The organism is Actinomycetospora sp. 2LY8.5, from assembly GCF_057180585.1.
The window spans coordinates 13,700-35,497 of record NZ_JBXUHE010000025.1 but is presented as its reverse complement, the minus strand read 5'-3'; the positions used below and the strand labels follow the sequence as shown (position 1 = coordinate 35,497).

Genomic DNA, 21,798 nt, shown 5'->3' with positions numbered 1-21,798 from the left:
TTAGGCTCACCTACTCACACGGCGAGCCTCCCGGTCGGCCGGGACGATCATGGGCGTGCCGGTCTGCGGGTCGGGGACGACCTCGCAGGTGATGCCGAAGACCGACCCGACCAGCGCGGCGTCGACGATCTCCGTGGGCGGACCCTGCGCGACGATCCGCCCCTCGCGCATCGCGACGAGATGGGTGGCGTAGCGGCAGGCCTGGTTGAGGTCGTGCAGCACCGCGACGAGGGTGCGCTCGCCGCCGGCGTGCAGGTCGGCGCATAGGTCGAGCACGTCGAGCTGGAAGGCGATGTCGAGGAACGTCGTCGGCTCGTCGAGCAGCAGCAGCGGGGTCTGCTGGGCCAGGACCATCGCGATCCACACCCGCTGGCGCTGGCCGCCGGAGAGCTGCCCGACCTCCCGCTCGGCCAGCTCCGAGACACCGGTGGCGGCCATGGCCTCGAGGACGGCCTGCTCGTCGGTCGCCGACCACTGCCGCAGCAGCGACTGGTGGGGGTAGCGGCCGCGCGCGACGAGGTCGAGCACCGTGATGCCGTCGGGCGCGGTGGGGCTCTGCGGGAGCAGGGCGAGCCGCCGGGCGATCTCCTTCGGCCCGTAGGAGGAGACCGGGCGTCCGTCGAGGATGACCGCGCCCGCCGTCGGTTTGATCATCCGAGCCAGACCGCGCAGCAGCGTGGACTTCCCGCACGCGTTGGGTCCGACGACGACGGTGAACGACCCGTCGGGAACCGCGAGGTCGAGCTCGCGGATGACGGTCCGCTGCTCGTAGGCCAGCGTCACGGCCTCCGCGCGCAGCCGGGAACTCATCGTCCTGCCCTCCACTCCCTGGCCAACAGCCACACGAGGTAGAGCCCGCCGACGGCCGCGGTCATGGTGCCCGCCGGGAACTGGGTCGGGGCGGCCAGGCGCTGCCCGAGCACGTCGCCGGCCAGCAGCAGCGCCGCCCCCACCGGCCCCGCCGCGATCACGCCCGGGCCGGTGGTGCCCGTGACCCGGCGGGCGAGCTGGGGCGCCGCGAGGGCGACGAAGGCGACGGGGCCGACCGCGGCGGTGGCGACGCCGACGAGCGCGACGCCGACGAGCAGGACGGCCACGCGGGTCCGTGCGACGTCGACGCCGAGGCCGCGGGCCATGTCGTCGCCCATCCCCAGCAGGTCCAGGCGCCGGCTGCCCGCGACGGCGACCGGGACGAGCAGGACCAGCGCGATCGCCACCGCCACGACCTGGCCCCAGCCGCGACCGTTGAGTGTCCCGACCAGCCAGCTCTGCGCGGCGACCGCGGTCTGCAGGTCGGTGCGCAGGATGAGGAAGTTGTTGAGCGCGGCGAGCACGGCGTTGACGCCGATCCCCACCAGCACGAGGCGGTAGCCGCCCACCGCTCCCCCGAGCAGCGCCTGGACGACGAGCGCCGCGACCAGCGTGCCGACGACCGCGCCGACCGTCGTGCCGACCGGTCCCCCGCCGGCGAGCACGATCGCGACGAGCGCCCCGGTGGCCGCGCCGGTGGTGAAGCCGAGCAGGTCGGGGCTCGCGAGGTCGTTGCGGGCCAGCGACTGGAACACCGCGCCGGCGACCCCGAGCGCCGCGCCCACCACCAGGGCCAGCGCGACGCGGGGCAGACGCAGCCCGACCACGACGTACTGCTGGGCGCGCGAGCCGGTGCCGGTCAGCGCGCCGACGACCTGGCGCAGCGAGAGCGGGAAGTCGCCGAGGGTCAGCGCCACGGCGGCGAGGACGACGGCGACGGCCGCGAGGACGAGGACGCCGGTCACCGCCCGGGGGCGGAACCGCAGGGAGATCCCGCCGGTGCGCAGGACGGTCACGGTCATGCGAGAGGTCACAGGGCCACCACCCGGCGCCGGCGGGCGATCGCCAGGAACACCGGCGCGCCGAGGAACGCCGTCACCACGCCGACCTCCAGCTCGGCCGGGATCGCGACGACGCGGCCGACGACGTCGGCGACGATCACGAGGAGCCCGCCGAGCACCATCGACCAGGGGATCACCCGGCGCTGGGCGGGTCCGGTGACGACGCGGGCGAGGTGCGGGACGGCGAGGCCGACGAACGCGATCGGCCCGCACGCCGCCGTCGCACCGCCGCACAGCAGCACGATCCCGATCCCGGTGAGCGCCCGGATCGCGCCGACCCGGACGCCGAGCCCGCGGGCGGTCTCCTCGCCGAGGGCCAGGGCGTCGAGGGCCCGCGCGAGCCCGAGCGCGAGCAGGATCCCGACGGAGAGGAACGGCAGCACCTGCACCAGCGCCTGCGGGTCGCGCCCGGTCAGCGTCCCGATCCGCCAGACGCGGAACTGGTCGAACGTCGTGGCGTCCACGAGCACGACCGCGTAGATCACACCCTGCAGCGACGCCCCGATCGCCGTGCCGGCCAGGGCGAGGCGGGCCGGTGTGGCACCGCTGCGGCCCGTCGCCCCGAGCACGTAGACGAGCACCGCGACGACCGTCGCGCCGACCAGCGAGAACCAGACGTAGCCGTTCAGCGTCGTGATCCCGAACAGCACGATCCCGGCGACGATCGCGGCCGAGGCGCCCCAGTTGATGCCGAGCACCCCCGGGTCGGCGAGCGGGTTGCGGGTCAGCGCCTGCATCAGCGCCCCTGCCGCCCCGAGCGCCGACCCGACCGCGAGGCCGAGCAGGGTGCGCGGGAGACGCTGGTCGAGCACCACCACCGCGTCGGCGTCGGCCGCGCCCGACGGCCCGTGCAGCAGGGCGTCCAGTACGACGCCCGGCGCGATCCCCCGGCTGCCGACCATGAGGCTCGCGGCCACCGCCACGGCCAGCAGCACCACCGCGACCACGAACCCGGCGCCGCGGACGCCGGCCCGCCGGGTGCGCCCGGCACCGTCGGCCCCGACGTCCGGGGCGACGGGCGGGGGCGGCACGCCGGGTATGGAACCGTGATCAGCCGTCCCCGTGCACTCCGACACGGCCCGGGATGACGGCCGTCACGCCCGTCAGCAGCGCCGGCGCCCACCGGCCCCGCGCCGCGAGACCGGCGACGACCACGTCGGCGAGTGTCCCGGCAGCAGCACACCCGAGACCCCGGTCCCCGCCGGTGACGTGCGCGACGCGCCTCACCCCACCGTCCCGAGGACCTCGTCGCGCAAGGCGTTCTTGAGGATCTTCCCGATCGTGCTGCGGGGCAGCTCCTCGCGCAGGAGGACCCTCTCGGGAACCTTGAACCGCGACAGCCGCTCCGCGCACCAGGCGATCAGGTCGGCGGGTTCGGCGTGGGCCCCGGGCGCCAGGACGACGTGGGCGACGATCGCCTCGTCGTGGACCGGGTCCGGCACCCCGTGGACGGCGGCCTCCAGCACGGCCGGGTGGGCGGCGAGCACCTGCTCGACCTCGCTGGCCGCGACGTTCTCGCCGGACCGCTTCATCATGTCCTTGGCGCGGTCGACGAAGGACGCGCGCCCGAGGTCGTCGAGCCGGACCTGGTCGCCGGTGCGCAGCCAGCCGTCGACGAACAGGGCCGCGGTGGCGTCCGGGCGCCCGTCGTAGCCGGGCGTGACGTCCACCCCGGGCCGCCCGCGGACCTGGAGCTCACCCGGCTCCCCCGATGCCACCGGGGCGCCGTCCTCCCCGACCACCCGCACCTCGACACCGGGCAGCGGCAGACCGATCGCGTCCCAGCGGCGCCGGTCGTCGAGGGGGTTCATGAACGGCGGGACGACGGTCTCGGTCATCCCGTAGAGCTGCAGCAGGGGCGCGCCGAACCGGGTCTCGAACTCCTGGGCCTGCGCCGGGGTGAGGTTCTGGGCGAACAGCACCAGCCGCAGGGCGTTGTCGGCATCGGACGGCGCGGGCGTGGAGCGGGCCAGCACCATGCGGATGGGTGCGGCGAACAGGCTCGCCAGCGTGGGCCGCAGGTCGCGGGCCTGCGCCGGCCAACCGGTCGCGGAGAAGCGGGCCGCGACGGCCACCGAGCCGCCCGACACGAGCGCCGAGGCCAGGCAGTAGTACTGGGCGTTGCCGTGGAAGAGCGGCAGGGTGATCAGCCACCGGTCCTCGGCGGTCACCCGCAGGCGGGCGGCGACGAGCTCGCCGACGCGCCGGTAGTTGGCGTGCGTGACCTGCACGCCCTTCGGGGCGCTGGTGGTCCCGGACGTGAACATGATCGCGGCGAGCTCGGGGTCCTCCGCGACGGGCGGGGGTGTCGCCCCGCCCCGGCGCGCGACCAGCTCCCCGAGCGTGAGCACCCTGCGGCCCCCTGACCCCGCCTCGACCGTCCCGCGCAGGGCGTCGTCGACGACGGAGAGCACCGCGCCGGAGTCGGTGAGCTGGTGGGCCACCTCGTCGGCGGTCGAGAGCGGGTTGACCGGGACCACGACGGCCCCGAGCCGCGCGCAGGCGAACCAGACGTCGAGGAACTCCGGACGGTTGGGCGTCATGAGGTGCACACGCGCGCCGGCCGCCACCCCGAGCTCGGCGAGCAGGCCCGCGGTCTCGTCGGCGCGCCGGACCTGCTCGGCGTAGGACACCGTCTCGGTGCCGTCGTCGCCGGCGAACACCAGGACCGGCGCGTCGGGCCGGTTCGCGGCCGTGCCGGCGAGGAGGCCGTAGACGCTGCTGCTCACAGGACCTCAACTTGTACTCGGGTACACGTTCATGGGGACCCTAGTGCCCCGTGAACGCCTCCGCCAGCCACCAGGACGGACATCGGCGCCTGCGAGACGTCGGGCCCGTCGCGTCCGGTGACCCAGTGGTTCGGGGCGTCGAAGTGGGTGCCGGTGTGCTCGCCGGTGTGGATGTCGTTCCAGTACCAGGCCGGCCCGCGGTCGTCGTAGCGCGAGAGCTCCTCGAGCCGGAACCGCGAGGTGGTGGCGAACGGCGCGGGCAGCTCCAGGATCGGTGTCGAGGACTGCAGCGGTGTCGTGGGGTCGACGACCTCGACGGCACCGGAGCGCAGCGCGGCGGTGAGGGCGGCGAGCACCGACATGGTCGTCTCCCGGGTCGGGACGTCAGGTGACGGTGCTGGGCTGGTCGAGGACGCTCGCCGGGTCGAGCCCGTCCTGCAGGCGGCGCAGCAGCGACTCGAACTGCTCGGCGTCGGGCCCGAGCAGGTCGCGGAACTGCCCGCGCACGTCGGCGGTGGCCTCGTCCCACTCCGCGAGCGCCCGCCGGCCGCGCGCCGAGACGACGATCAGCACGCGGCGCCGGTCCTCGACGTCGCGGCGCCGCAGGACGAGGTTCGCCGACACCATGCGGTCGACGAGCTTGCTGAGCTTGGGCGCGAGGAGCAGCACGTGCTCGGCGACGACGTTCATCGGACACCCGCCGCGCTCGGCGAGCAGACGCAGGATCCGCCACTGGTCCAGGCTGGAACCGACACCCCGCAGCGCCTCCTCCAGGCGCGCGGTGAGGGTGCGCTCGACGAGCGACAGGAGCCGCAGCGACTCCTCCCCGCCCCCGCTGGACCCCCCGGCGTTGGTTGGCACGGCGCTGATGGTAGCCAGAGCGCGCGGCCCGGCGGGGACGAGCACGGCCACGTTGCGTCCGTGGGGCCCGCCGGACGCGGAGCGGCTCGTACGATCGGAGTAGCTACGCGACGGGGTGCGCTCGCTAGCGTCGAGCAATGGCCGAGTCGCTGGTGACCGCACCGGGGACGGCGCGTGCACCGCGCGGCCGCGACGTCCTCGACATGGCCCTGGTGATCCCGTTGCAGGGCCCCGCCGGGATCTTCGGCCCGTCGTGCGAGAGCTGTGCCGAGCTCGCGATGCAGGAGATCAACGCCGACGGCGGGGTCCTCGGTCGCGAACTGAACCTGGTGCCGGTCGACGGCGGCCGCAGCCCCGCGGAAGTGGCCATCGAGGTGGACGCGCTGGTCAGCGCCGGGGCCGTGCGGGCGGTCACCGGATGGCACATCTCGGCGGTCCGCGAGGCCGTCGCGCCCCGCATCCGCGGCCGCGTCCCGTACGCCTACACCGCGCTCTACGAGGGGGGCGAGCAGCGCCCCGGCGTGTTCCTCACCGGCGAGACGCCGGACCTCCAGCTCGCCCCGACCCTGGACTGGTTCGCGAGCACCGCGGGTGTGCGGAGCTGGACGATCGTCGGCGACGACTACGTCTGGCCGCGCCGGTCGGCGACGACGGCGGCGCGCCACCTGCGGCGCATCGGCGGGACGGTCTGCGACGAGATGTTCGTGCCGCTCGGGACGTCCGACTTCTCCGGCGTCCTGCGCCGGGTGGAAGCGAGCGGCTGCGAGGCCGTGCTCATGCTGCTCATCGGTGACGACGCCGTCGCCTTCAACCGGGCGTTCGCCGCGTCCGGACTCGACCGGGACATCCTGCGGTTCAGCTCGCTGATCGAGGAGAACGTCCTGCTCGCCTCCGGGTCCCAGAGCACACGCGGCCTGATGACCTCGGCCGGCTACTTCGAGGACCTCGCGACCAGCTCCGGGCTGGAGTTCGCCGCCGCCTACTTCCGCGAGTTCGGCGACGACGCGCCGGTGCTCAACAGCCTCGGCGAGTCCTGCTACGAAGGCGTCCGGCTGCTCACCGAGCTCATGCGCCGGGCCGGCTCGATGGACGTACCGGCGATGATGTCGGTGGCCGACGGCCTGGCGTACGAGAGCCCGCGCGGCACCGTGGAGCTGCGCGACCGGCACCTCCACCAGCAGGTCTTCCTCGCCGTCGCCGACGGGCTGACCTGGGACGTCGTCCAGCAGTTGTGACCCTGCGTCGCGGAGAGGCCACCACCCGCGACGACCGTTGACACTCCGGACGACCGCTCGCTACTTTCCTAAGAAACCATTTCTAGATTGCTCTATCTCTCCCCGGTCGACGTCCGCGACGAAGGGATCCACCGCATGCCCCTGTACGCGTACCGGTGCGCCGAGGACGGCCCCCTCGACGTCATGCGACCCATGGGCGCCGCGCCGTCCGCGGTCCCCTGCCCGATCTGCGGCGCCGACGCCGGTCGCATGATCACCGCGCCGAGGCTGGGCGGCGCCCGCCGGGCACGGGTCGCCGCCATCGACCGCGCGGAGGCCTCACGGACCGAGCCGACCGTCGTGTCGGCCCCGCCGCCGCGCCCGGTCCGGCCGGGCCCGGCCCCGCACCTCGACCCCCGGACCGCGGCGCTCCCACGCCCCTGACCGACTCCACCCACCGCACCGTCCGACCTCCACGTCGGCCCGGTCGCTCCGACCTGCCCTCTCCTCCGAAGGGATCTCCCATGCCGCATCTCGCAGTGGCGCCGCCCCGTGGCTAGCGTCGGCCTGCTCTTCGTGGGCGCCGTGCTGTTCATCAACGGCATCATGCTGCTGGGCTGGATCGACGCGAAGTCCGCCGCACCGATGAACTTCTTCGTCGGCGGGCTGCAGATCATCACGCCGCTCTATCTGATCTTCACCGCGGACGGCGACGCCGACGTCGTCCTCGCGGCGTCCGGCCTGTTCCTGTTCTCGTTCACCTATCTCTACGTCGCGGTGAACCTGACCTGGGGCCTCGACGGCACCGGGCTCGGCTACTTCTGCCTGTTCGTCGCCATCACGGCCCTGGTGTTCTCGATCCTCAACTTCACCCGCTTCGCCGACCCGGCCTTCGGCGTGATCTGGCTGTACTGGGCGTTCCTCTGGTCGTTGTTCTTCGTGCTCCTGGGACGCCGGCGCGACGGGATCGGGCGCTACACGGGCGCCGTGTGCGCGATCCAGGGCTGGGTGACCGCGTGGATCCCCGCCCTCCTGCTCCTCACGGGCGTCTACACCGCCATCGGCGTCCCGCTCGCGATCGGCCTGGCGATCTTCGGCGTCGTCGTCTTCCTCGCGCTCATCCCGTGGGCGCGCCGTGCACAGACGCCGGCGACACCCGCGCCCACCGGCGAGCACGCCATCGCCTGACCCGACCTCCCCGTCACGTCCACCTAGGAGAGATCCGATGCCGAAGAAGGTCTTCCCGCTCGACAGCAACAAGAAGTTCACCGACCAGGAGATCGTCGGCCACAACCGCTGGCACCCGGACGTGCCCGCCCAGGTCCGCGTCAAGCCCGGCGACGTGTTCCGCGTCGACTGTCGCGAGTGGTTCGACGGCGCGATCGTCAACGACGACTCCGCCGACGACATCCTCAACGCCCCGCTCAACTCGGTGCACGTGCTCTCGGGACCGATCGCGGTCGAGGGCGCGCAGCCGGGCGACCTGCTGATCGTCGACATCCTCGACGTCGGCCCCATCCCCCAGGAGGACTCCGGCCCCCTCGCCGGCCAGGGATGGGGGTACACCGGCGTGTTCGCGACGCGCAACGGCGGCGGGTTCCTCACCGAGCAGTTCCCGGACGCGTACAAGGTGATCTGGGACTTCACCGGCGGGAAGGCCACGTCGCGCCACGTCCCGCACGTCGAGTTCACCGGCATCGTGCACCCCGGCCTCATGGGCACCGCGCCGTCGCACGAGCTGCTGCGCAAGTGGAACGCGCGCGAGCAGGCGCTGATCGACACCGACCCGCAGCGCGTGCCGCCGCTGGCGCTGCCACCGCAGCCGGACTCCGCGATCCTCGGCTCGCTGTCGGGCGACGACTTCGAGCGCGCCCGCCAGGAGGCCGCCCGCACCGCGCCGCCACGCGACAACGGCGGCAACCAGGACATCAAGAACTTCACGAAGGGCAGCCGGGTCTTCTACCCGGTGTTCGTCGACGGGGCGAACCTGTCCATGGGCGACCTGCACTTCTCCCAGGGCGACGGCGAGATCACGTTCTGCGGCGCGATCGAGATGGGCGGGTTCCTGGACCTGCACGTCGACCTGATCAAGGGCGGCATGCAGACCTACGGCGTCTCCGAGAACGCGATCTTCATCCCGGGCAACACCGATCCGCAGTACAGCGAGTGGATCGCCTTCTCCGGGACGTCGGTGACCCTCGACGGCGAGCAGCGCTACCTCGACTCGCACCTGTCGTACCAGCGCGCCTGCCTGCACGCGATCGACTACCTGACGACCTTCGGCTACTCCGACATCCAGGCCTACATGATCCTGGGCGCGGCGCCGATCGAGGGCCGCCTGTCCGGCGTCGTCGACATCCCGAACTCGTGCTCGACGGTCTACATCCCGACCGGGATCTTCGACTTCGACGTCAAGCCCGGCAAGAACGGGCCGGTTCGTGTCGACCCGGGCCAGGGGGTGCCGAAGGCCAGCGCCTGAGGTTCCTCCGGACGGACGGACCCCGTGCCCCCGGGCGTGGTCCGTCCGCCCTGTCGCGCTGTGGCCCGACCGTGACCGCCGCGACGCCGAACGGCCCTACCTCCGGCTTCCGCGCAGGACAAGACTCGTCGGAGGACATCACCGGCCGGACGCCGTCGAGGGAGGGGCCACATGAAGCGGGGGCAGAACGACGTCACCGCACCGGAAGGGCCCTCCCCGGGCGCCGAACGGCGCATTCCGTGGTGGGGCGTCGGCTTCGACGTCGTGCGCCGGGGCTACGACCGGGGCCAGGTCGAGGAGGCGCTCGACCAGGCCCAGGCGGACCTGAACGTCATGACCGCCGACCGCGACGCGATGGTGCGGGCCGAGGAACAGGCGCGGGCGGAGCTCCGCGCGGTCCAGGCCGACGTCGAGCGTCTCGTGACCGCCCCGCTCGCGGTCGACGGGCTCTCCGCGCGCCTGCAGCACCTGCTGCGGCTCGCGCAGGAGGAGGCCACGGCGATCCGGGCGACAGCGGCCACCGACGCCGGCGCCATCGCCGAGCAGGCGCGGGAACGGGCCCGCGCGATCGTCGCCGAGGCCGAGGCCCGCGCCGCGGCGATCACCGGTGAGGCCGGCGGGCGTGCCGAGGCGCGCCTGCGCGAGGCCGCGGAGCGGGCCGCGGCCCTCGTGCTCGGCGCCCAGAAGGACGCCCGAGCCCTGCGGATCGACGCGGAGCGCGCCCGCGACGAGCTCGACCGGCACCGGGTGGAGATCGACGCCGAGCAACGCGAGCTGCTCGAGCGCACGCGCGCCGAGATCGAGCGGCGCGAGCAGGACGCCGCCGACGACCGCCGGCGCCGCGACGAGGAGGCCGAGGCCGCCCGCCTGCAGCGCGCCGAGGCCGTCGAGACCGCGCTCGCCGCGCGGCAGGAGGAGGCGTCCGCGGCCCTCGCCGACGCCGAGGCGCGACGGCGCCGCGCCGAGGAGGCCGCCCACGCCGCGGACGTGTCGGCGCAGGCCCGGCGTGACGCCGCGGAGCGGGCGGTCGCCGAGCTGGAGGAGCGCCGGCGGCGCACGCTCGCCCAGCTCGGCGAGCTGCGCCGGACCCTCGACCTGCCCGTGGTCGGCGAGCTCACCGGTGGCCCCGTGCTCGTCGGGACCAACGGCGACGCACCCGAACCCGGACCGGGACGCGGCGCGGCCTGAGTCCGTGCGGGGTCTCTGGTGGCACCGCCGCTCGAGGTCTGACCCGGCTCAGCGCATCGCCGGGTCGATCGCCACGGGCTCGCGGTGCGCTTCGTGGTGGTTCGCGTTGTACGGGTTGTCCGCGCGATCGGGCCGCGACCATTCCGCTGCGGCGGCGCCTCCGCCTCGGAGAGCTCGGCGACGACCTCCCAGGAGGCGAGCAGGCCGGTGACGGCGGGGTGGTACTCCGCGACCTCGTCGGGCGAGAGGCCGAGCCCGTAGCCGGAGGAGACCGCCACCAGCGCGTCGTGGTCGGGCCCGGGCAGAGACGGCATGGTCGCGCCTCGAGATGTGGCACGGGTCTCATGACCCTAGGAACGCCGGCGCGGTGTCGGTGCGGCTCGACGACGCCCGGCGCGTCCTCGCCGACGCGGGGCTGGCCGATCTCGTGCGCGTCGAGGGCGCCGAGGTCGGCGGCGAGCCGTGGCTCTACGCCGACTACTACATCGGCGTCGACCAGGGCGCGGCGTCGGTGTTCGGGGACACCTCGGTCATCCACGAGCTCGTCCACGACGCGCGCCACTTCCTCGGCTTCCCCTGCCACTGAGTCCCGCGGTCACAGGCGCCGCGACCGGCACGTCGCGCATGATCGACAGCGGTCACATGTCCCTGCCGTCGTCGACCGGCAGGCCGGCGCCGGCGCTGCTGCTCACCCGCCCGGTCTGAGGGGCTCGCGCCCGCGCGGCGGGGGTGCGCCGGGGCGGCGACGGGCGGGCGACGGGCACCCGGGCCACTGCCGACGTCCCGCGGCCGGGTGCGCTGTCGAGCGCGAGGCGGCCACCCCGGTCGGCGAGCACACCGCGCACGAGCAGGAGACCCACGTGCCCCGCGGCGGGAGGCGCGTCCACGTCGAACCCCTCGCCGTCGTCCGCGACCTCGAGCGCGACCCGGCCGTCGGCGCCCGCCGTGACGCAGACCCGGATGCTCGTCGCCCCGGCGTGGCGTACGGCGTTGCGGATCAGCTCGTGGGCCACGCGGTAGAGCGTGAGCTCGAGGTCGTCGGGCAGCGGACCGTCGAGCGAGCTCTCGACGGTGATCGAGCCGGAGGCCGGCGACGCCAGCCGTTCCGCGAGCCCCTCCAACGCGCCGGCGAGCCCACCCGGCGCGAGGCTCGGCGGGACGAGGTCGTCCAGGAGACCCCGGAGCTGCCGCATCTCGTCGGTCAGCAGGGCGTGCGCCTCGTCGAGCACGGTCGCGGACGTCCCCGTGCGCTCCCCGCCCTCGTTGCGGACGACCTCGAGGAGCAGGCCGACGCCGGCCAGGTCCGGGAGCACACCGTCGTGCAGCCGCTGGGCGATCTCGCGGCGGGCGGCCTCGGCGGCCGCGAGCCCGTAGTCGCGGGCCGCCCGCTGCTCGGCGCGGGCGCGCGCGGAGCGTCGCGCGAGCGAGACGGACACGGGCAGCGTCAGGACCGCGAGGAGCAGGAGGCCGCCCGTCGCGGCCGCCGCGACGGGCACGGCGGTGGCACGCACCGCGGCGGCCTCGTCGACGGGGAGGTAGAGCTCGAGCCACGTCTCGGCGCCGCGCGCGTCGCGGAACGTCGAGAAGACCTCGAGCAGCGTGCGGGAGTGGGAGAACTCGTAGCGGTGCTCGGCGTCGTCGGGCACCTCCTGCACCAGCGAGCCCCCGGCGCCGAGAGCGCCCATGGTCGCGGGGTCGTAGCGGGCGGTCTCGCCCTCGACTCGCCGCTCGTCGGAGTAGACGATGCGGGCGACGCCGTGGCGCGGCGACCAGATCTTGACCCGGGACATCATTCCGCCGGCCAGGAACGGCTCGACGGCCGTGTCGATGTCCCGCCGGGTGTCCTCGTCCACGGGCACCGAGAGGTCGTGTCGCGACACCACGTCGCCGACGGCCGTCCCGACCTGGCGCGCGGTGTTCTCGGCCGTGCGGTGGGCGTCCTGGCCCGCGAACAGGGCGACGCCGGACGTGATCGACACGAGGGCGACGAGCAGCACGACGACCGTGACCACGGCGTGCCGGAGCAACGCCCGACGCAGGACACCGCCGTCGGTCGACACGCTCAGTACCGCGAGCCGACGCTGATCAGTCCCCGGCGGTGCGCGGCGACGACGGCCTCGAGCTGGCTGTGGGCGCCCAGCTTGGCCAGCAGGGTCTTCACGTGTCCCCGCACCGTGTGGAGCGACAGCTTCAGCTCGGCGGCGATGCGCGCGGGCTCCTGGCCCTGTCCCAGCAGGCGCAGGACGTCGCACTCCCGTGCCGTGAGCTCGACGTGCCCGGGAGGGGCCGCCGCCTCGACGACCGGGGCACCGGGCGCCCGGGCGCGCAACGCGGCGAGGACGCGGTCGAGCGTGCCCTCCTTGGCCAGGAAGGCGGCGGCGCCGGCCGCGACCGCGCGCTCGGCGAGGTCGAGGCGCGCGTGGGCCGTGAGGACGATCGTCCGGGCCGCGGGCCGGAGCTCCCGGAGCGCCGACACCACCACGAGCCCCGACCCGTCGGGCAGGTCGAGATCGACGATCGCCGCGTCGGGCGCGGTGCGGCGGACGTGCGCGAGGGCCTCGCGGCCCGAGTGCGCGACCACGACCGCGGCGACGTCGCGCTGGCGTTCCAGGCTGGTGCGCAGGGCGTCGGTGAACACGCGGTGGTCGTCGACGACGAGCACGGTCCCCAGCGCGACGGAGCCCTCGACGGCGACCGGGTTCGCGCTGCTCACCCCCTCATTCTAGGGAGATGGGCCTGCTGTTCCGAAGGCTAGCCTCACCTCGGTTGTCCGAATCGGCGCACCCCCCGGAGGCCGGTCGATCACGATGACGAGCCTCGTCCTCCCGCCGGAGCCGCACGACCGGCGCGAGCGGCGGGTCCAGGAGCTGCTGTTCGACATCAAGGACGCCGCGCTCGACCAACTCGCCGAGAGCACGGCGTCCGGGCTCTCGTATCGCGCGATCGCCGCGCGGCTCGGGGTGTCGCGGGCGACGCTGCGCTACCACTTCCCGAGCCGGGACGCCCTGGTCGACGCCCTGGTCGCCGACGGCCTCACCACCCTCGCGCGCACCCTGCGCTCCTCGCTCGACCGGACCCGCAGCGCCGCGTCCGAGCGGCGCTGGAGCGGCCTCGCGCACGCCTACCGTGACTGGGCGCTGCGCCATCCCCGTCATTACCGCCTGCTGCAGGGCGCCCAGGCCGACCAGGTCCTCGCGGTGTTCGCGGAGCTCGCCGGGGCGGCGGCCGCCCGCACGGTCCAGGCCCGCCTCCACGACGCGGTCGTCCGGGCGATGGACGCACCGACCGACACCGAGGGGTTCGACGCCGAGGTCCACGACCTGGCTCGGTTCCTGGACGGCTACACCGGGTAGGCCGTGACCGCGCCGCGCACGGTCACGGTGACGTCGTCGCCGGGCGCGACGGCCGCGTCGCCCGGGAGACGGGCCGTGACGACCTCCGTCCCGGGGATCACGTGGGTTCCGGGCGCCTCGAGGTCCAGCTCCACGGTCGCGTCCGGCCCGCGGAAGTCCCGCCACCGCACCCGCGCGCGGACACCCCCGCCGGCCGGCCCGACGCCGATCTGCTCGGGGCGGAGGAGGACCCGCACCGGCCCCGCGGCGACGTCGGTCCCGGTCCGCCCCGGCCGCACCGCGAGCACCCCGAGCGCACAGGACACCGCGCCCGCGCCGTCGTGCCGGCCGTCGAGCAGCACGGCGTCGCCGACGAGGGCCCCCACGCCCGGGTCGACGGGGTCGCGGTAGATCGCTTCCGGCGGGTCGACCTGCGCGATGACCCCGTCCCGCATCACCGCTACCTGGTGGGCGAGCACGAGCGCCTCGGCGCGGTCGTGGGTGACGAGCAGCGCGGTCGCCCCGGCCGCCGCGAGCGCCTTGACCACGGCGCGCCGGGTGTCGGCACGCAGGCCCGCGTCGAGCGAGGAGAACGGTTCGTCGAGCAGGACCACCGCGGGCTCGGGGGCGAGCGCCCGGGCGAGGGCGACCCGCTGCTGCTGGCCGCCGGAGAGCTCATGGGGATGGCGCCGAGCCAGCGACGGCTCGAGGTCGACGGTCTCGAGGAGCCCGGCGACCCGGGCGTCCCTGCGACGACGGCGCTCGCGCCACGGCAGCCCGAACAGGACGTTCGCGGCCACCGTGAGGTGCGGGAAGAGCGAGCCCTCCTGGGTGAGGTACCCGACGCCGCGCCGCTCGGGCGGGAGCGCCCCGTCCGGGCCCGCAACCGGGCGCCCGTGCAGCACGACGGAGCCGGCGTCGGGGCGGTCGAACCCCGCGACGATCCGCAGCAGGGTCGTCTTGCCGCAGCCCGAGCGGCCCAGCACCGCCGTCAGCGTGCCGGCGGGGGCGGTGAGCGAGACGCCGTGCAGCACGGGGGTGGCGCCGAACGCCTTCGTGACGCCGTCGACGACCACCCCGGTCACCGACGGGCCCCCGCGTGCACCTGGCGGGTCAGCAGGAACGTCGCGGGGACCGAGATCAGGATCATCGTGAGCGCGTACGGGGCGGCGGCGCCGTAGGACACGGCGACGGCCGGGCCCCAGAACTCCGTGGCGAGCGTCGCGGTACCGGTCGGAGCGAGCAGCAGCGTCGCCGTGAGCTCGGTGGAGACCGCGAGGAACACCAGCGCCCCGGCGGCGCCGGCGCCCCGGGCGAGCAGCGGGACGGTGACCCGGGCCAGCACGGCGCCGGGACGTGACCCGAGCCCGTGGGCGACCTCCTCGAGCTCCGGGGGCACCCGCAGCAGTGCGGCCCGGAGGTTCACCAGCGCCAGCGGCATGAACAGGATCGCGTAGGCCGTGATCAGCAGCGGCGTGGTCTGGTACAGCCCGGGCACGAGGCGGATCGCGACGATGACCAGGGCCAGGGCGACGACGATGCCCGGCAGGGCGTTGCCGAGATAGGTGGCGCGCTCGAGCAGGCGGGAGAACCGGCCGGGCCGGCGGACCGCGAGCCAGGCGACGGGCAGTGTCAGAGCCGTCGTCACCGCCGCGGCGAGCAGGCCGAGCCCGATCGAGGTGGCCGTCGCCGTGGCGAGTGCCGCCGGGTCCACGGTCGTGGAGCTCCCGGTGACCATCCAGCGCGCGACGCTCGCCAGCGGCACCCCGAGTGCGGCGACGACGAGCAGGCCCACTGCGAGCAGCGCGGGTGCCCGCCCCCCGCCGAGTGGCGTGCGGTACCGCCGCCGCGCCGCGCCGCCGCCGATCCGCGCCTGGCGCGCCCGCCCGACCAGCGCCACGTCGGCGGTCAGCAGGACCAGGCACAGCACGACCAGCACGCTCGCCAGCATCGCGGCCGCGGGTCCGGCGAAGGTCGACTGGAACTGGTCGTAGATCGCGGTGGTGAAGGTCGGGTAGCGCAGCAGCGCGAGCGCCCCGAACTCGGCGAGCAGGTGCAGCCCGACGAGCAGTGCGCCGCCGACGATCGCCGGACGCAGGGTCGGCAGGACCACGCGCCGCGCCACCGCACGCGCCGAGAGGCCGAGCGCGCGGGCGACGTCCTCCTGGTCACGGTCCAGGCCGCGCAGGACGCCGGCCACCGGGAGGTGCACGAACGGGAAGTACGACATCGTGGTCACCACGAGGGCCCCGACGAACCCGTCCGCGCCGGGCAGGACCGACACCCAGGCGTAGCTGTTGACGAAGGCCGGGACCGCGAGCGGCGCGGCGAACAGGGCGCTCCACACCGGCGCGCCGGGCAGGTCGGTGCGCTCCGTGATCCACGCCGTCGCGGTGCCGAGGACGACACACGCCGACGACGTCGCGAGGACCAGCACCGTCGTGTTGACCAGGAGCTCACCGACCCGCGGGCGCCAGACGAGCTCGACCACACCGGCCGGCCCCACCGCGACCGCCGAGACGACGACGTAGCCGACCGGGACCAGCGCCAGGAGTGCGGCCAGCGAGGCGACGGCCACGCGCAGCGGGGCCGTCGCCGTCACAACAGGCCGGCCTGCTGCATCATCCCGACGACCTTCGGACCGTTGAGGGTGCTGAGGTCGACCGGCGGTGGCCGCAGCTCGGAGAAGGGCTTGAGGGCCGGGTTGGCCGGTACCCCGGCGCCCACCGTGTACTCGAGGTTCTCCGACCGGGCGAGCACCTCCTGTCCGGGGACGCCGGCGAGGAAGGCGAGGAACTGCTGCGCCTCGGCGGGGTGGCTGCTCGAGGCGAGGACGGCGCCGCCCGACACCGACAGGAACCCGCCCGCGTCGCCGTTGGTGTAGAACCTCAGCTCCGTGGCGGCGCTGTTCGCGCCCGCCTCGGCGCGATCCTGGTACCAGTAGTAGTGGTAGATGATCCCGGCCGGGACCTCCCCGCGGTTCACGGCCTGCATCGTCGCGGTGTTGCTCTGGTAGATGCGCCCGTTGGCCTTGAGCCCCGCCAGCCACTGCCGGGTCGCGGCGTCCCCGTTGAGGGCGTCACCGCCGAGACGATGGCCTGGAAGTCGGCGCCGCCGGGCGGGAACGCCACCCGTGCCTGCCACTCGGGCCGGGCGAAGTCCAGGATCGAGTCGGGCAGCTGGTCCTCGGGGACGAGCGCGGGGTTGTAGACGACGACCGTGGTCCGCGCGGCGATCCCCACCCAGTCGCCCCGGGTCGAGGAGTACCGGGCCGGCACCTGGGCACGGGTGGAGCCGTCGGCGGGCGCGAGGAGGTTCGCGCCGGACACCAGCGACATCGCCGGGCTGTTCTCGGTGAGGAACACGTCGGCGGGCGACGCGGCGCCCTCGGCCACGAGCTGGTTGCCGAGCTCGAAGTCGCCGCCGTCGCGGATCTGCACCGGGATGCCGGTCTGCCGGGTGAACTCGTCGACCCACAGACGGCCGAGACCCTCGTGCTGGGCGTTGTACAGCGTCAACGTCCGGTCCTCCGGCGCGGGCGCTCCAGCGCAGGCGGCCAGCAGCACGGCGCTGGCCACGAGGGCCGGCACCATCCGGACCAACCGGACACATCGGCCCCGGACGGGCATCTACGACACCTCTCACCGTCGTCGGCACGCGCCGTGACGAGTCAGGCGCGCCTTACCTCACGAGACCGCGGGAAACCGTCGTGCTCCACCCCCAAAATTGGCCGTGCGCAGCGACTTCTCGCCTGACACCGTGTGATGACGTTCGGCCGAAGGGGCGCAACTCAGTGGAGCCTTCGCTCACCACTGGCGGGGTGATGGGAGACCGGTGGACCTGTTCGTCTTCTCGACGTCCGGGCCCGACGTGGAGCGCCTGGTCTCCGCAGGGGTGACCGGAGTGGTGATCGACTGGGAGCGGCGGGGCAAGGCCCGGCGCCAGGCCGGCGAGGACACCCAGATCAACCGCGACACCGCGCGCGACCTGCGCGCGATCCGGTCGGCCACGGCCGCGACCGTCGTCTGCCGGATCAACCCCGTGGGTCGCTGGACGCCCGGCGAGGTCGACCGGGCGGTCGCCCTCGGCGCCGACGAGCTGCTCGTGCCGATGCTGCGGCGCCCGGCCCAGCTCGACCGCGTGCTGACGCTGGCCGACCGCCGCTGCGGGGTCGCCGCGATGATCGAGACCCAGGACGCGGTCGACGCCGTCGCCGCCTTCGCGCGCCGTCCGCTCTCCCGCGTCTACGTCGGCCTGAACGACCTGCGCATCGACCGGGCGACCCGCACCGGGGTCCCCGCGGGCCTGTTCGCGCCGATGGTCGACGGCACCGTCGAGCACGTCCGCGACCGCGTCGCCGCGGCCGGGCACCGCTGCGGTGTCGCCGGGCTGACCCGCCCCGACGCCGGTCGCCCGATCCCCAGCGCGCTGCTCGCCGCCGAGATGGAACGCCTCGGCATCGACTTCACGTTCCTGCGCCGGTCGTTCCACGCCGACACCGCCGACCGCGATCCCGCCGCCGAGATCCCGCGCATCCACGCCGCCGTGGCCCTCGCGGGCTCCCGCGACGACCGCGCCCGAGCCACCGACCGGGAGGCGTTCGTCCGCGCGGTCACCGCGGCCGTCCCGGCCCCCGTGCTGGTCTGAAGGCCGGCCGGTGCACGCGCTCGTCACGGGCGCCGGCGGCTTCGTCGGGCGTCACCTCCTCGCCCGTCTGCGCGCCGACGGCTGGTCGGTCACGGCGCTGACCCGGGACCGGATCGACCTCGCCGACCCGGCCGCCGCGACCGCCGCGGTGCGCGCCGCCGACCCGGACGTCGTGTTCAGCCTGGCCGCCGCCCGCGACCGGAGCGACGCCGCGGCGCGCGCGGTCACCACGGCGGTCAACACCAGCCCGTGGCTCGTCGACGCGCTCGGCCCTCGGTGCCGGGCGGTCGTGCGGCTCGGATCCTCCACCGAGTACGCGGCGGGCGACCGCCCGCTGGACGAGGACGGTCCGCTGAGCACGCAGAGCTTCTTCGGCGCCACGAAGGCGGCGGGATCGCTGCTGCTGCTCGCGGCCGCCGCGCAGCGCGGGGTGCGCGCGACCGTCCTGCGGGCCTTCCAGGTCTACGGGCCGGGCGACCACCCGACGCGGTTCGTGCCCGTCGTGCTCGACGCCGCCCGTGGCGGTCACCGGGTGCCGCTCACCGCCCCGGGGAGGCGGCGGGACTGGGTGTGGGTCGGCGACGTCGTCGACGCCTGCGTCCGCGCGGCCCGGGCCGACGACCTCCCCCCGGGCACCGTGCTCAACCTCGGCACCGGGGTCCAGACCGCGAACGAGGAGCTCGTCGCCCTCGCCGAGCGGGCGACCGGACGGCGCATCGCCGTCGACGTCGGCGCCCATCCCGGACGCGACTGGGACACGGCGCACTGGGTCGCCGACCCCGCGCGCGCCCGGGAGCTGCTGGACTGGACGGCGTCCGTCGACCTGCTCGACGGCCTGCGCCGGACATGGCGCGCGCGGTGACCGTCGCCGTCGTCGTCCCGGTGCACCGCAACGCCGCCACGCTCGAGGAGGTGGTGCGACGCGTCGCCCGCGCGCTCGTCGGCCGCCCGTGGCGGGTGCGGCTCGTCGTCGACGCCTGCCCGGACGGCAGCGGCGCGGTGGCGCGGGACCTCGCCGCCCGCGACCGCCGGGTCGCGGTCACCGAGCTCGCGGTCAACGTCGGCCAGCACGCCGCCCTGCGCCGCGGGCTCGCCGACGAGCCCGACGCCGCCGTCTGGGTGTGCCTCGACGCCGACCTCCAGGACCCGCCCGAGGCGCTGCCGGCGCTGCTCGGGCGCCTCGACGACCACGACGTCGTGTTCGCGGGGCGGCGCGGGACCTACGAGTCGGCCGGCCGGCGGGTCACCGGGCGCGGGCACCGCCTGCTCGTCACCGCGCTCACCGGCCTGCCACCCGACGCGGGTGCGTTCGTCGCCCTCGGGCCGCGAGGACGGGCGGCCGTCCTCTCCCCCACCGGCGCGACCGCCCCCAGCGTGGTCGTCGCGCTCGGCCCGCGGACCGCGGCGGGGGCGGGCCTGCGGGTGGCGTCGCGTCCCGTCGCCCGCGCGACCCGGCCCGTCGGGACCTCCGCGTGGTCGTCGCGGGCGCGGCTGCGCCAGTCGGTGCGGACTCTGGGGTGGTGCGCGCGTCAGCGCACCCACCGCTGAACGACCAGCGAGGTCCACGTCGCCCGCAGGAACCACTGCCCCTCGACCCGCCGCCCCGCGCTCGCGAGCAGCACGTCGCCGTCCACCGGGCCGGTCTCCCCGTGGATGATCCGGACCCGGACGTACCAGACGACCGCCGCGTCCGGGGCCTCGTCGATCGGCGGAACGCGCAGGTCGGGGGCCATCTGCGGGTAGCGGGTGCGAACGTAGTGCTCCAGCGCGAGCGCCGACTGGCGGTCGCCGGCCATGACGACGTCGCCCGGGCGGTGGACGGCCGCGATCATCTCCGCGACTTCGTCGGAGCGCTCGCGGGGCGGCGCCCACAGCAGCCCGACCGAGACGACCAGCGAGGGCACGAGAAGCACCGCGCCGAGCACCGGCGCGGGCCCCCACCGGAGCGTGCGCCCGCGCCACGGCCAGCACGCCACGCCGGCCGCCGTGAGCACACCGAGGCCCAGCAGCGCCGGCAGCACGTAGCGCGGCTCGTAGACCGCCCGGTACTCGGTCTCGGCGATCAGCAGCGCCACCACGGGCAGCGCCAGCCAGCCCGTCACGACGACGAGCAGCCGCGGCGGAGCGCGCCACACCCCGAGCGCCGCCGCGACCGTCACCACCCCGGCCAACGCGACGTCCTGGCCCGACCACCGCCACGCCGCGAACAGCGGCAGGCGCCCGGCGGTGTCGTAGAGCAGGGCGGCGTTGCGGTCCCCGACGGTCGCGAGGTTCAGCGCGACGAGCCCGAGCGCGGGCGTGGCCGCGACCACCGCGACGAGCGCGAGCCACACCGCGCGCCGCGGGGCGAGCACGATCCCGGCGACGGTCAGGCCGGCCACCGGCAGCAGCGCGTACCAGTGCGCGAGCCCGGCGCCGGCCGCGCACAGACCGAAGACGAGCAGCCCCCACCGCGCGCGGTCCAACCAGCGCGCGAGGCCGTACGCCGTCCCCGCGGTCGCCAGGAGCGCGAGCCCGTACGAGCGCGCCTCGACGCTCCACTCGAGGACCAGGGGGTTCAGCGCGGTGGCCAACCCGGCCACGAGCCCCACCCGCCGGTCGCCCGCGAGGCGCGCCACCGCCGCGCCCAGCACACCCGACGCGGCCGCCCCGGCCAGCAGCGCGAACAGCCGCAGCGCCAGGTCGTTGTCCGTGCCCGGCAGCAGCAGCACCACGTGCGCCACGACGTACCAGGGCAGGTTGTAGGAGGGCGGGATGTCGCGCAGGTACCAGGTGGTCCCGCGCCCCTCCCACGCCGCGCGGAGGATCTCCGCCAGCGGCAGGCGCGCCACCTCGGTGGAGAAGAGCTCGTCGTACCAGAGCCCGGTGCCGCGGGTGAGGATCACCGCACCCATCGCGAGCGCCACCGCGGGCGGGACGAGCGCGACGACGCGCGACGACAGCGCCGGGCGCCGCACCGGCGTGTCGATCGCCGCGCGGCCGCCGTCCACGGTCGCATCCTTCCAGCTCGCGCGGCCCTGCCACGCCGAGCGCCGGCACGGCACGATGGCGAGCGTGACGGTGGAGACCCGCGCTCGCGGCCTGGTGGCGGCCGGCACGCGGTACCTCACCGCGGGCCTGATCGTCCTGCCGCTGAGCCTGGGCCTGCACCTCGCGCTGGTGCGCGTCGGCGGCGACGTCCACCTCGCCCGCGTCCTGAGCTTCGTCGCCGGCACGGCGCTGATCTCGGTGCTCCACCGGCGGTGGACGTTCCGCTCGGCGACCGTGCGCGGGGCGACGGGGTGGATGGTGCTGCTGGCGGCCACGACCTTCGCCGTCGTGGTGCTCACGCACGGGCTGGCGCTCGCCGCGCTCCCGGCGGTCCTGGGCGAGGGGTGGGTCCTCCCGGCGGCGTGGTTCGTCTCGCAGGGGCTGGGGACGACGGTCAGCTTCCTCGTCCTGCGCGGCGTCGTCCTGCGCGGCGTCGTCCTGCCTGCC

The 21,798-nt window shown here is 75.2% G+C and carries 21 protein-coding genes and 3 pseudogenes; 11 read left to right on the top strand and 13 right to left on the bottom strand.

Annotation, left to right across the window (positions count from 1 at the left end; translation table 11 throughout):
* Positions 1 to 6 precede the first annotated feature (6 nt).
* The 7 genes and pseudogenes from AC2A1K_RS23055 to AC2A1K_RS23025 all read right to left on the bottom strand — a co-directional run bounded on the left by AC2A1K_RS23055 (position 7) and on the right by AC2A1K_RS23025 (position 5,461).
* On the bottom strand, positions 7 to 810 hold the full coding sequence (locus tag AC2A1K_RS23055; protein ID WP_483898672.1) for an ABC transporter ATP-binding protein: 804 nt from the start codon (positions 808 to 810) through the stop codon (positions 7 to 9).
* Positions 807 to 1,832 carry a FecCD family ABC transporter permease gene (locus AC2A1K_RS23050; RefSeq protein ID WP_483898671.1) on the bottom strand — a complete coding sequence of 342 codons (1,026 nt, stop codon included), beginning with the start codon at positions 1,830 to 1,832 and terminating at the stop codon, positions 807 to 809. Before AC2A1K_RS23050 ends, AC2A1K_RS23055 begins: the two co-directional genes overlap by 4 nt.
* Positions 1,833 to 1,840: 8 nt before the next feature.
* Positions 1,841 to 2,902 (bottom strand): FecCD family ABC transporter permease, encoded by a 1,062-nt coding sequence (locus tag AC2A1K_RS23045; RefSeq protein ID WP_483898670.1) that lies wholly within the window; start codon positions 2,900 to 2,902, stop codon positions 1,841 to 1,843.
* Between the two features lie 19 nt (positions 2,903 to 2,921).
* Entirely contained in the window at positions 2,922 to 3,098 is a 177-nt protein-coding gene (locus tag AC2A1K_RS23040) for a hypothetical protein (protein WP_483898669.1), read from the bottom strand.
* Positions 3,095 to 4,600 carry a class I adenylate-forming enzyme family protein gene (locus AC2A1K_RS23035; RefSeq protein ID WP_483898668.1) on the bottom strand — a complete coding sequence of 502 codons (1,506 nt, stop codon included), beginning with the start codon at positions 4,598 to 4,600 and terminating at the stop codon, positions 3,095 to 3,097. Before AC2A1K_RS23035 ends, AC2A1K_RS23040 begins: the two co-directional genes overlap by 4 nt.
* Positions 4,601 to 4,665: 65 nt before the next feature.
* A pseudogene (locus tag AC2A1K_RS23030) lies at positions 4,666 to 4,962 on the bottom strand (cyclase family protein); the annotation flags it as partial.
* 22 nt (positions 4,963 to 4,984) lie between these two features.
* A complete protein-coding gene (locus AC2A1K_RS23025) occupies positions 4,985 to 5,461 on the bottom strand; it encodes a MarR family winged helix-turn-helix transcriptional regulator (RefSeq protein WP_483898667.1) in 477 nt (158 codons plus the stop codon).
* Between the two features lie 137 nt (positions 5,462 to 5,598).
* Here AC2A1K_RS23025 and AC2A1K_RS23020 point away from each other — a divergent pair, with 137 nt between their 5' ends.
* From AC2A1K_RS23020 to AC2A1K_RS22995, 6 genes are all read left to right on the top strand, one after another.
* Positions 5,599 to 6,696 (top strand): substrate-binding domain-containing protein, encoded by a 1,098-nt coding sequence (locus AC2A1K_RS23020; RefSeq protein ID WP_483898666.1) that lies wholly within the window; start codon positions 5,599 to 5,601, stop codon positions 6,694 to 6,696.
* A 135-nt stretch (positions 6,697 to 6,831) separates the two neighbouring features.
* Positions 6,832 to 7,119, top strand: a complete 288-nt coding sequence (locus tag AC2A1K_RS23015; protein ID WP_483898665.1) for an FmdB family zinc ribbon protein — start codon at positions 6,832 to 6,834, stop codon at positions 7,117 to 7,119.
* A 108-nt stretch (positions 7,120 to 7,227) separates the two neighbouring features.
* The gene (locus tag AC2A1K_RS23010; protein ID WP_483898664.1) at positions 7,228 to 7,863 is read left to right on the top strand and encodes an AmiS/UreI family transporter; all 636 of its coding nucleotides are present in this window, start codon (positions 7,228 to 7,230) and stop codon (positions 7,861 to 7,863) included.
* A gap of 37 nt (positions 7,864 to 7,900) precedes the next feature.
* Positions 7,901 to 9,154, top strand: coding sequence for a formamidase (gene fmdA / locus AC2A1K_RS23005; protein ID WP_483898663.1), 1,254 nt, complete (start codon positions 7,901 to 7,903; stop codon positions 9,152 to 9,154).
* A 171-nt stretch (positions 9,155 to 9,325) separates the two neighbouring features.
* A complete protein-coding gene (locus AC2A1K_RS23000) occupies positions 9,326 to 10,342 on the top strand; it encodes a hypothetical protein (protein ID WP_483898662.1) in 1,017 nt (338 codons plus the stop codon).
* Between the two features lie 367 nt (positions 10,343 to 10,709).
* Positions 10,710 to 10,928, top strand: a complete 219-nt coding sequence (locus AC2A1K_RS22995) for a CbtB domain-containing protein (RefSeq protein WP_483898661.1) — start codon at positions 10,710 to 10,712, stop codon at positions 10,926 to 10,928.
* A gap of 52 nt (positions 10,929 to 10,980) precedes the next feature.
* Here the strand turns inward: AC2A1K_RS22995 and AC2A1K_RS22990 are convergent, their stop codons facing one another.
* A complete protein-coding gene (locus tag AC2A1K_RS22990; RefSeq protein ID WP_483898660.1) occupies positions 10,981 to 12,402 on the bottom strand; it encodes a sensor histidine kinase in 1,422 nt (473 codons plus the stop codon).
* Between the two features lie 2 nt (positions 12,403 to 12,404).
* A complete protein-coding gene (locus tag AC2A1K_RS22985) occupies positions 12,405 to 13,055 on the bottom strand; it encodes a response regulator transcription factor (RefSeq protein WP_483898659.1) in 651 nt (216 codons plus the stop codon).
* Between the two features lie 94 nt (positions 13,056 to 13,149).
* Between AC2A1K_RS22985 and AC2A1K_RS22980 the strand changes: the two genes are divergently transcribed.
* Complete coding sequence (locus AC2A1K_RS22980) at positions 13,150 to 13,695, top strand: TetR/AcrR family transcriptional regulator (RefSeq protein ID WP_483898658.1); 546 nt, start codon at positions 13,150 to 13,152, stop codon at positions 13,693 to 13,695.
* Here AC2A1K_RS22980 and AC2A1K_RS22975 read toward each other — a convergent pair.
* The 3 genes and pseudogenes from AC2A1K_RS22975 to AC2A1K_RS22965 form a co-directional block, all read right to left on the bottom strand.
* Entirely contained in the window at positions 13,683 to 14,759 is a 1,077-nt protein-coding gene (locus AC2A1K_RS22975) for an ABC transporter ATP-binding protein (RefSeq protein ID WP_483898657.1), read from the bottom strand. The genes AC2A1K_RS22980 and AC2A1K_RS22975 overlap by 13 nt on opposite strands.
* Positions 14,756 to 16,276: an ABC transporter permease gene (locus AC2A1K_RS22970; protein ID WP_483898656.1), complete on the bottom strand. Its 1,521-nt coding sequence runs from the start codon at positions 16,274 to 16,276 to the stop codon at positions 14,756 to 14,758. Before AC2A1K_RS22970 ends, AC2A1K_RS22975 begins: the two co-directional genes overlap by 4 nt.
* Positions 16,273 to 17,267 (bottom strand): annotated as a pseudogene (locus AC2A1K_RS22965) (iron ABC transporter substrate-binding protein). Before AC2A1K_RS22965 ends, AC2A1K_RS22970 begins: the two are co-directional and overlap by 4 nt.
* A 241-nt stretch (positions 17,268 to 17,508) precedes the next feature.
* Here AC2A1K_RS22965 and AC2A1K_RS22960 point away from each other — a divergent pair.
* From AC2A1K_RS22960 to AC2A1K_RS22950, 3 genes are read left to right on the top strand one after another with little or no spacing between them, the layout of a single operon-like run.
* Positions 17,509 to 18,321 (top strand): aldolase/citrate lyase family protein, encoded by an 813-nt coding sequence (locus tag AC2A1K_RS22960; protein WP_483898655.1) that lies wholly within the window; start codon positions 17,509 to 17,511, stop codon positions 18,319 to 18,321.
* 10 nt (positions 18,322 to 18,331) lie between these two features.
* Positions 18,332 to 19,183 (top strand): NAD-dependent epimerase/dehydratase family protein, encoded by an 852-nt coding sequence (locus AC2A1K_RS22955; RefSeq protein WP_483898654.1) that lies wholly within the window; start codon positions 18,332 to 18,334, stop codon positions 19,181 to 19,183.
* Positions 19,168 to 19,869 (top strand): glycosyltransferase, encoded by a 702-nt coding sequence (locus AC2A1K_RS22950; RefSeq protein ID WP_483898653.1) that lies wholly within the window; start codon positions 19,168 to 19,170, stop codon positions 19,867 to 19,869. The genes AC2A1K_RS22955 and AC2A1K_RS22950 overlap by 16 nt, the downstream gene beginning before the upstream one ends.
* On the opposite strand, the gene AC2A1K_RS22945 is transcribed toward AC2A1K_RS22950, so the two are convergent.
* Complete coding sequence (locus AC2A1K_RS22945; RefSeq protein WP_483898652.1) at positions 19,851 to 21,311, bottom strand: ArnT family glycosyltransferase; 1,461 nt, start codon at positions 21,309 to 21,311, stop codon at positions 19,851 to 19,853. The two genes, AC2A1K_RS22950 and AC2A1K_RS22945, sit on opposite strands and share 19 nt — an antisense overlap.
* A 55-nt stretch (positions 21,312 to 21,366) precedes the next feature.
* On the opposite strand from AC2A1K_RS22945, the pseudogene AC2A1K_RS22940 reads away from it, so the two are divergent.
* Positions 21,367 to 21,753 (top strand): annotated as a pseudogene (locus AC2A1K_RS22940) (GtrA family protein); the annotation flags it as partial.
* Positions 21,754 to 21,798: the final 45 nt, after the last annotated feature.

Excerpts from the sequence above, each read along its gene's own strand:
- AC2A1K_RS23055 (WP_483898672.1), bottom strand. The coding sequence starts at position 810 with ATGAGTTCCCGGCTGCGCGCGGAGGCCGTGACGCTGGCCTACGAGCAG.
- AC2A1K_RS23050 (WP_483898671.1), bottom strand. The coding sequence starts at position 1,832 with ATGACCGTGACCGTCCTGCGCACCGGCGGGATCTCCCTGCGGTTCCGC.
- AC2A1K_RS23020 (WP_483898666.1), top strand. The coding sequence starts at position 5,599 with ATGGCCGAGTCGCTGGTGACCGCACCGGGGACGGCGCGTGCACCGCGC.
- AC2A1K_RS23015 (WP_483898665.1), top strand. The coding sequence starts at position 6,832 with ATGCCCCTGTACGCGTACCGGTGCGCCGAGGACGGCCCCCTCGACGTC.
- fmdA (WP_483898663.1), top strand. The coding sequence starts at position 7,901 with ATGCCGAAGAAGGTCTTCCCGCTCGACAGCAACAAGAAGTTCACCGAC.
- AC2A1K_RS23000 (WP_483898662.1), top strand. The coding sequence starts at position 9,326 with ATGAAGCGGGGGCAGAACGACGTCACCGCACCGGAAGGGCCCTCCCCG.
- AC2A1K_RS22980 (WP_483898658.1), top strand. The coding sequence starts at position 13,150 with ATGACGAGCCTCGTCCTCCCGCCGGAGCCGCACGACCGGCGCGAGCGG.
- AC2A1K_RS22950 (WP_483898653.1), top strand. The coding sequence starts at position 19,168 with ATGGCGCGCGCGGTGACCGTCGCCGTCGTCGTCCCGGTGCACCGCAAC.